General features: G+C 73.2%; 8 protein-coding genes. 1 reads left to right on the top strand and 7 read right to left on the bottom strand.

Going from position 1 to position 8,159, the window contains the following annotated elements; translation table 11 throughout:
- Positions 1-104 precede the first annotated feature (104 nt).
- From ACFV6I_RS30985 to ACFV6I_RS30970, 4 genes are all read right to left on the bottom strand, one after another.
- Entirely contained in the window at positions 105-350 is a 246-nt protein-coding gene (locus ACFV6I_RS30985) for a hypothetical protein (protein WP_079136258.1), read from the bottom strand.
- 149 nt (positions 351-499) lie between these two features.
- The gene (locus ACFV6I_RS30980; RefSeq protein ID WP_380428860.1) at positions 500-868 is read right to left on the bottom strand and encodes a WhiB family transcriptional regulator; all 369 of its coding nucleotides are present in this window, start codon (positions 866-868) and stop codon (positions 500-502) included.
- 167 nt (positions 869-1,035) lie between these two features.
- A complete protein-coding gene (locus ACFV6I_RS30975) occupies positions 1,036-1,482 on the bottom strand; it encodes a hypothetical protein (RefSeq protein ID WP_380428858.1) in 447 nt (148 codons plus the stop codon).
- Between the two features lie 261 nt (positions 1,483-1,743).
- Positions 1,744-4,011 carry an ATP-dependent DNA helicase UvrD2 gene (locus ACFV6I_RS30970; RefSeq protein WP_380428856.1) on the bottom strand — a complete coding sequence of 756 codons (2,268 nt, stop codon included), beginning with the start codon at positions 4,009-4,011 and terminating at the stop codon, positions 1,744-1,746.
- A 200-nt stretch (positions 4,012-4,211) separates the two neighbouring features.
- Here ACFV6I_RS30970 and ACFV6I_RS30965 point away from each other — a divergent pair, with 200 nt between their 5' ends.
- Positions 4,212-4,469, top strand: coding sequence for a mycoredoxin (locus tag ACFV6I_RS30965; protein ID WP_063347903.1), 258 nt, complete (start codon positions 4,212-4,214; stop codon positions 4,467-4,469).
- Positions 4,470-4,515: 46 nt separating this feature from the next.
- Here the strand turns inward: ACFV6I_RS30965 and ACFV6I_RS30960 are convergent, their stop codons facing one another.
- The 3 genes from ACFV6I_RS30960 to ACFV6I_RS30950 form a co-directional block, all read right to left on the bottom strand.
- Positions 4,516-5,355, bottom strand: coding sequence for a GntR family transcriptional regulator (locus tag ACFV6I_RS30960; protein ID WP_063347904.1), 840 nt, complete (start codon positions 5,353-5,355; stop codon positions 4,516-4,518).
- A gap of 210 nt (positions 5,356-5,565) precedes the next feature.
- A complete protein-coding gene (gene nudC, locus ACFV6I_RS30955) occupies positions 5,566-6,507 on the bottom strand; it encodes an NAD(+) diphosphatase (protein WP_208869073.1) in 942 nt (313 codons plus the stop codon).
- Between the two features lie 69 nt (positions 6,508-6,576).
- Entirely contained in the window at positions 6,577-7,980 is a 1,404-nt protein-coding gene (locus ACFV6I_RS30950; protein WP_063347906.1) for a dipeptidase, read from the bottom strand.
- Positions 7,981-8,159 lie beyond the last annotated feature (179 nt).

The following is an 8,159-nucleotide window of genomic DNA, read 5'->3' as shown; positions in this document are numbered from 1 at the left end:
TGCACCGCTCCGGCCGCCGGGCGGGGGGCCCCCCCCCCCCCCACGACGGGGGTGGAACGCGGGGAGGCCCCGCGCCGCGACGAAAGCCGCGACGACAGCCGCGGCTACATCAGGGCGACGGCGATCGCCTTGCGGGCCCGCAGCGAGGCGCGCTCGGCCCGCTGCTTGAGCCGGCGGGCCCGGGCGACCCGGGTGACGAGGCGTTGGTGCTCGGCCTCGTGCAGGCGCTCTTGCATATGGGCCCGGGCCAGGGATTCGTGGAGGAGTTGCATTTCGAGGGTCCTGTTCTGGATCTGAAGTTCGGTGGTCTGCTCAGCGCGGACGGTCGGATCGATGGCGGCGGCGGTCATGTGGTGGTCCTGCTCGTGGTGCGTGCTCGGGAAGGGGGCTGGCCGGGCTGCGTCGGCCTTGGCGGCGGCGATCCGGACGGAACGGCGGAGGGAGCTGTCCAGCAGGGGCTGCTCTCCCCGGCGGACGGCCCTGGCGCCGTGGGCGGGGTTCACGCCATGACCTCGGTCTTGCGCGGACGGCCACGCGGCCGCTTGCGGGCCACGACGACACCCTGGACGAAGAGCTCGCCACCCCAGACGCCCCACGGCTCGCGCCGCTCCAGCGCACCGGTCAGACAGGCGTCCTTGACCGGGCAGGTGCCGCAGAGGGACTTCGCGTACTCGACGTCGGCGGGCGTCTCGGCGAAGAAGACCTCGGGGTCGAAGGCGCGGCAGGGGATGGGGAGCCCGAGCGCCTCGGCCTGCTCGATGGAGCTGATCTGCATGGAAAGAACCTCCGGGGGGTCGACCTGGTCGGCCTTGGTGATCTGGCTTGTCGGCGGTACGGACGGGATGGGCGGCGTGATGACCGTGGACACTGTGGCGTCTTCCTCGTCTTTTCAGTGGTTCCGGCCCAGATGGCTGGTGGGTCTGGGCCGGAGGCCCCGGGGGGCCTGGGTGGTCTTGCGTACCGGACAAAACAGAAGGGCCGCGGATCCCGGTGTGACGGGTTCCGCGGCCCTGGAGGTGCCGACCTGAGGCTTACTCAGGTTCGTTCTCTCCAGGGTTCAGGCCCGCGGAAGGCCCGCATCCGGATGGCCGTGGCGCCCGCAAAGGCGGCCATGGCCTGGTTAATCTGCTGCTCGTTCTGCTTCTGGGCGTTTCCGGCACCGACGACCTGCGCATAGTCGCCATGCATGGCGGCTGCTACGACTGCCTTCGGTGCCTGGGTCGGTCGCTCATCACGCAGGGAGCGCGACGTGCCGAACGACGCCCAATCGCCGGACAGACCGGCCTCGACGGAGGTGCCTTCGACGTTCCTGCCGCCCGCGGCGCAGACATCAGTGTGTCCAAGGCCACTGACAGCGGGGACGACGGAGACACCGGTGGTGTCGAGACCCAGACCGGTTCCACCGAACTCGGCGAGCGCCCGCAGACGGGCGGCACGCAGGGAGGCAGCAACAACGGTCTGGCCAGTCATTTTGGTGATCATGATGTTTCCCACTGTCATCGCCTCCTCTCGGCGTCTCGCGGAGCCAGGTCGCCCCGGCTCCGAATGTTCGGATGTCTGTCTCGGTGAAGCTGTTGGGTGCAGGGGATTCGGCACAGGTGTCACCCCGTGCGATCTCGTCCCCTTGACCGCTCCGGCAGGCTATTGCGCTCCCGGTATGCCGCGCAAACTATTTTTCACGGCGGGTTCGAATGTCCCCCGAGCGGCCCCCGGGAGACTCCCCTGGACCGCGCCCGGACCGGCTCACGCCGGATCGACCGGCTCGCCGTCCTCGACGCCGTCCGGATCCTCCTCGGGCTCCTCCCCCGCACACAACGAGAGCACGGCCGCCCCGTACTTGTCCAGCTTCATCGCGCCGACCCCGGAGATCACGGCCAGCTCCTGGCGGCTGGCCGGCACGTCCTCGGCGATGGCCATCAGCGTGGCGTCGGTGAACACCACGTAGGCCGGCGCCCCCTGCTTCTTGGCCTGCCGGGCCCGCCACTCGCGCAGCCGCTCGTACAGCGCCTCGTCCATCGTGGACGGGCAGCTCTCGCAGCGGCGCAGCTTGCGCTCGACCGCCTCGGTGAGCACCTTCTCGCAGACCCGGCACTTGACCGGGCCGCGGACCCGCCGTCCGGCGGAGCGCTCGCCGGGCTCCACGCCCCCGCGCCCGCCCCGCCCGCCGGTGGGTGCGCCGGGGGCGCTGGAGCCGGGACGCAGCCCGTCCAGGAAGCGGCTGGGCTTGCGGCTGGCCCGGCCGCCCGGGGAGCGGCTGAGCGCCCAGGAGAGGGAGAGGTGCCTGCGGGCGCGGGTGACGCCGACGTAGAGGAGTCGGCGCTCCTCCTCGATCTGCTCGTCGGTCTTGGCGTAGATGATCGGCAGGGTGCCCTCGGTGAGGCCGACGAGGAAGACGGCGTCCCATTCGAGGCCCTTGGCGGCGTGCAGCGAGGCGAGGGTGACGCCTTCGACGGCGGGGGCGTGCTGGGCGGCGGCGCGGGCGTCGAGTTCGGCGACGTAGGCGGCGAGGTCGGCGCTGTGGCCGGCGGCGGTGCGGGTGCGCTCGAACTCCTCGGCGAGCCGGACGAGGGCGGCGAGGGACTCCCAGCGGTCGCGGACGGCGCCGGAGCCGGCGGGCGGTTCGGCGGTGAAGCCGCGGGCGGCGAGGACGGCGCGGACCTGGCCGGCGAGGTCGGGGGCGTCGGCGGTGAGCGGGTCGGCGCCGGCCCGGGCGGCGCCGCGCAGCAGGACGCCGGCGTCGCGGACCTCGGGGCGTTCGAAGAACCGCTCGGCGCCCTTGAGCTGGTAGGGGACGCCGAGGTCGGCGAGGGCCTGCTCGTAGACCTCGGACTGGCCGTTGGTGCGGAACAGGACGGCGACCTCGCTGGCGCGCACGCCGGTGGCGAGCAGGTCCTTGATCCGGCGGGCGGTGGTCTCGGCCTCGGTGGGCTCGTCCTCGTACTCGGTGTAGACGGGTTCGGGGCCGGCCTCGCGCTGGGAGACGAGTTCGAGGCGGTGGCGGGCGGCCTCGCCGCGGGCCTGGCTGAGCAGTCCGTTGGCGAGGTGGACGACCTGCGGGGTGGAGCGGTAGTCGCGGACCAGCTTGACGACCGTGGCCTCGGGGTGGTGGGTGCGGAAGTTGAGCAGGTAGTCGGGGGTGGCGCCGGTGAAGGAGTAGATGGTCTGGCTGGCGTCGCCGACGACGCAGAGGCTGGCGCCGCCGCCGGGGCCGGTCCACTGGTCGAGCAGCCGCTGCTGGAGCGGCGAGACGTCCTGGTACTCGTCGACGGTGAAGTGCCGGTACTGGGAGCGGACCTGGTCCGCGATGTCGGGGCGGTCCTCCAGGATGGCGGCGGTGAGCAGCAGGACGTCCTCGAAGTCGATGACGCCGCGGCGGCTCTTGGTCTCCTCGTAGACGCGGTAGACCTGGGCGGTCTCGGCCGGGTCGCGGGGGGCTTCGCGGCCGGACTTCTGGACGGCGGCGGGGTAGTCGTCGGGGCCGAGCTGGGTGACCTTGGCCCATTCGATCTCGGCGGTGAGGTCGCGCAGTTCGGTGCGCTGGACGCGCAGGCCGCAGCGGCCGGCGGATTCGGCGACGAGCTGGACCTTGCGTTCGAGCAGCTGGGGCACGGGGCCGCCGACGGCGCGCGGCCAGAAGTACTGGAGCTGGCGCAGGGCGGCGGCGTGGAAGGTGCGGGCCTGGACGCCGTCGGCGCCGAGTTGGCGCAGTCGGCCGCGCATCTCGCCGGCGGCGCGGGCGGTGAAGGTGACGGCGAGGACCTGCTGGGGCTGGTACACGCCGCTGCGCACGCCGTAGGCGATCCGGTGGGTGATGGCGCGGGTCTTGCCGGTGCCGGCGCCGGCGAGGACGCAGACGGGCCCGTGCAGGGCGGTGGCGACGGCGCGCTGTTCGGGGTCGAGCCCGGCGAGCACGGCGTCGGGGCCCGTGGCGGCGGTGGGGTCGGCCCAGAGGGAGCCGTGGGGGCCGTCGGACGGGCTGCCGCTCAAGAGGTCTTCCTGCATGCTTTCCATCCTCTCAGCCCGCTGGGACAACGGGGGCGGGGTTGTCCACAGGCACGGTGTGATCGCAGGATGATCGCTGCGCACCGGGGCGCGCGGGGCCGTTCGGGCGCCGTCGTGGTGCGACGGAGCGTGGCCGCGCGGAATGACCGTCGCGCGGTGGGCGTTCCTGCCCTGAGACCGTACGCCCTCTTCCTGAAGGAGCCTCCTCGATGTCCGGCAGCGTGACGATGTACAGCACGACCTGGTGCGGGTACTGCAACCGACTCAAGAGCCAGATGGACCGGGAGGGGATCGGCTACACGGAGGTCAACATCGAGGAGGACCCGGCGTCGGCGTCGTTCGTCGAGTCGGTCAACGGCGGCAACCAGACCGTGCCGACGGTGCTGGTGACGCCGAACGCCGGCGGCGAGCGGGTCGTGATGACCAACCCGAGCCTGCTGCAGGTGAAGAAGGCCCTCGGGGTCTGAGTGGTCCGAGCGGCCTGAGCCGGCCCGGGGTCCGGGCCGGCGCGCGTCACTGCGCGTCGGCCCTGGCGGGGTCGACGGGTGCGGCGGGCGCAGGCAGGGTGGCGCGCGCGCCGAGGTCGCCGATGCCGTAGACGAGCCGGCTGCGGTCGGCCGAGTATCGGGTCTCGATGACCCGGACGGGCCCGCGCCGGTCGTAGGTGACGCGGGTCTGGACCATCAGCGGCACGCCGGGGCCGCCCTGGAACCACTGGGCCTCCTCGGGGCCGGGCATCCGGGCGATCAGGTGGTCGACGGCGCCGATCTCGGTGCGGCCGAGTTCGTTGAGGACGGCCTCGTCGCCGCCCTCGACCGGGTCGGGTTCCATCAGCGGGGTGCCGGCGGCGAGTCCGGCCCGGTAGTGGCTCTCCTCGATGGAGTACGGCTCGCGGTCGAGCAGGCGCAGTTGGCGGCGGACCACGATGGCCTCGCCGGGGCGCAGTCCGAGCCGTTCGGCGATGTCGACCCGGGCCCGGACGATCATCATCTCGAAGTCGGTGGTGAGTTCGCGGCCGGCCTCGGCGGCCTCGCCGAGGTAGACGGCGGAGGGCACGGCCAGGCAGTCCCGGGGGGCGGGGGCCAGGGTGGGGCCGTAGGCGCGGTGGTCCAGGACGGGGTGTTCCCGCAGGTAGGTGCCCTTGCCCTGGAGGCGGACCAGGCGGCCTTCGTTGACCAGGACGTCGACGGCGAGCCGGACGGTGTTGCGGGCGACTCCGTACTGGCGTTCCAGTTCGCTCTCGACCGGGAGTGCGGCGTCGGCGGTGAACTCGCCCTCGGCGATCCGGCGGCGCAGGTCGGCGGCGAGACGCTGGTATTTGGGGGATTGGGCGGTGCCCCGGGGGATTGTCACCCGAGTGAATGTAGCGAGCGCGATGGCGGGGTTTCAGCCGTTTCCGGCAATGTCGTCCGCGCGGGTTGACGACGGCCGCGGGGTGGCGGGCGGCGGTAGCAGAACTGGCCCGTCCGGCCACGAACATCTGATCGTGGCGGATTCGGGAAGGAAGGGAAAAGAAAAACGGGGGCGCGCGGGATAACCCGCACGCCCCCCATTCGTCGGGGATTACCAGCGCGCCGCCGACGGCAGCGGTCCGCCGTACCAGAGCTCGACCAGGTGGCGTGCGATCGAGATCCCGGAGGGCGGCAGGATCTCCCCCGCCTCCATCCCGGCCCGCAGCTCGTCACGGGAGAACCAGCGCGCCTCGGCCAGCTCCTCGCCGTCCACGGTGATCGCCGTGCCGCCCGGCAGCGCCCGGCCCGTGAAGCCGAGCATCAGGCTCGACGGGAAGGGCCACGGCTGGCTGGCGACGTAGCGCACCTCGCCGACCCGCACGCCGGCCTCCTCGTGCACCTCGCGCACCACCGCCTGCTCGATCGACTCCCCCGGCTCGACGAAGCCGGCCAGGGTGGACCAGCGGCCCTCCGGCCACAGCGCCTGACGGCCGAGCAGGCAGCGGTCCTGCTCGTCGGTGATCACCATGATCACCGCCGGGTCGGTGCGCGGGTAGTGCTCGGCCGCGCAGGAGGTGCAGCGCCGCACGTGCCCGGCACCGGCCTTCTCGGTCGGGTGCCCGCAGCGCGAGCAGAAGCTGTGCAGCCGGTGCCAGTGCTCCAGCGCGACGGCGTGCACCAGCAGTCCGGCGTCCCGGTCCGACAGCAGCGCGCCGACCTCGCGCAGCCCGGCCGGGCGGGCGTCGCCGTCCAGCCGCCCGGGCAGGCTCTCACCGGCCAGCGCGAAGTACGAGACGCCGTCCTCGTCGGTGCCGAGGAAGTACCGGTCCCCGGTCTGCGGCGCCTCGAAGGAGGGCATCAGCACGAGTTCGGTGCCCTGCGCGGTGTCGACGACGAACGCCTCGCCGCCGGCGATCGGCAGCACCCGGGTGGCCGGGTGGCTCCAGGCGGCGGCCAGCCAGGGCTCGTCGAGCCGGTGCTCGGCCGCCCGGTCCACCCCGGCCCGGGCCAGTGCCAGGTTCAGTGGGCGTTCGGTCTCAGGCACGGTGCTCACTTCGTTCCATCCCCATGTGATGAATCATCCGGATGAGTGATCTGACTGCCATGGTGTGCCCGCGCGGGATCACGCGCCGGGCCGGAAGTTCTCGGCCAGGTCCCCCCACAGGTACGCGGCCGTCTCCACGCCCTTGGCCAGCAGGTCCAGTTCGACCTTCTCGTTGACCGAGTGCCAGCCGTCCGAGGGCACCGAGATGCCGAGGAACAGCACCGGCGCGCCGAGCACGTCCTGGAGGTCGGCGGCCGGGCCGGAGCCGCCCTCGCGGGTGAAGAGGATCTTCTGCCCGAAGGCCCGGCCCATGGCGCGGACGGTGGACTGCAGCGCCGGGTGGTCCAGCGGGGTCAGGCAGGGCCGGGTCGCGCCCGGGAAGGTCAGCTCGTGGCGGACGCCCTCGGGCACCCGCGCGGCCACCCACTCCCGGACGGCCTCGCGCACCTTCTCCACCTCCTGCCCGGCGACCAGCCGGAAGGACAGCTTGAGGTGCGCCGAGGACGGCACGATGGTCTTGCCGCCGGGGCCGGTGTAGCCGCCCCAGACGCCGTTGACCTCGGCGGTCGGGCGGGCCCAGACCCGCTCCAGGGTGGAGTAGCCGGCCTCGCCCCGGGTGCCGTACGACTTGGCGACCCTGAGCCACTGCGCCTCGTCGAAGGGCAGTTCGGCGAACAGCTCGCGCTCGCGGTCGGTCAGCTCGATCACGCCGTCGTAGAAGCCCGGGATGTCCACCCGGCGGTCGGCGTCGTGCAGGCCGGCCGCCAGCTCGGCGGCGACCTGCGCCGGGTTGGGGACGGCGCCGCCGAAGGAGCCGGAGTGGATGTCGGTGTCCGGGCCGTACAGGTCGATCTGGGCGTCGGCCAGGCCCCGCATGCCGGTGCACACGGTCGGCGTGGTCTCGGACCACATGCCGGTGTCCGAGATGACCACCACGTCGGCGGCCAGCCGCCCGGCCTCGCGCCGGACCAGGTCGGCGAAGTGCGGCGAGCCGGACTCCTCCTCGCCCTCGATCAGCAGCTTGAGGTTGACGGCCGGCGCGGTGCGGCCGGTCGCGGCCAGGTGGGCGCGCACGCCCAGGGTGTGGAAGAACACCTGGCCCTTGTCGTCGGCCGCGCCGCGGGCGAACAGCCGCCCGCCGACCACGGTCGGGGTGAACGGCTCCGTCTCCCAGCCGTCCTCCTTCGCGGCGGGCTGCACGTCGTGGTGCCCGTAGACCAGGACGGTCGGCGCGGACGAGTCCCCGGAGGGCCACTCGGCGAACACTGCCGGCAGGCCGTCGGTCTCCCACACCTCGGCCACCGGGAAGCCGGTGTCGCGCAGCTTGGCGGCCAGCCACTCGGCGGAGCGCCGCACGTCGCCGGCGCGGGCCGGGTCGGCGGAGACCGAGGGAATGGCCAGCCACTCGGAGAGGTCGGCGAGGAAGCCGGCCTGGTGCTGGTCGATGAAGGAGCGGACGACGCTGTCCGGAGTTCTCGTCATACCGACGACTTTAGTTCGCCCGTGCGGGTGCCCGCCCCGGCCGTCCGGCTGCCGGGCGCCGTTGGGGCTGTAACCTCCGTCACCCCCGCCCGCGCCCCCCGCGTGGGGGGGCGCGCGCGGCCGTCTGCCCTGCCCCGCGCCCCGCGGCCCGCGCCCCCCCCCCCCTCAGAGGCACAACA

The organism is Kitasatospora sp. NPDC059803 (genome assembly GCF_042732255.1).
Lineage (GTDB): Bacteria > Actinomycetota > Actinomycetes > Streptomycetales > Streptomycetaceae > Kitasatospora.
This window is presented reverse-complemented; position numbering and strand designations above follow the sequence as displayed.